The organism is Bartonella queenslandensis AUST/NH15 (genome assembly GCF_000312585.1).
GTDB classification, from domain to species: Bacteria; Pseudomonadota; Alphaproteobacteria; order Rhizobiales; family Rhizobiaceae; genus Bartonella; species Bartonella queenslandensis_A.
In genome coordinates this window covers 1-253 of sequence record NZ_HE998096.1, presented here as the reverse complement: position 1 = coordinate 253, position 253 = coordinate 1, and the positions used below count along the sequence as shown (strand labels likewise).

At 34.0% G+C, this 253-nt stretch carries 1 protein-coding gene; it reads left to right on the top strand.

From position 1 onward, the window contains the following. Positions 1–253, top strand: a 253-nt coding sequence (locus BN338_RS09490) for a helix-turn-helix domain-containing protein (protein WP_425277472.1), incomplete at both ends; no start/stop codon positions are given.

Sequence of the window (253 nt, the reverse complement as noted above, 5' to 3'; positions counted from 1 at the left end):
ATTTCTATAGGTAAAAGAATTCGTCATAGACGCATTTCAATGGGGCTTTCTCAAAAGGAATTAGGAAGCCATTTAGGTGTCAGTTTTCAACAAATCCAAAAATATGAAAAAGGTTTAAATCGTGTAAGTGCAGGACGTTTACAAGAAATTGCCAACAGACTAGAAGTTCCTATTACCTTTTTTTATGCGGATATTTCAAAAAAAGAAGATCTCCCCACAAAAGAAAATGCTCTACACCATGATCAAGATATCA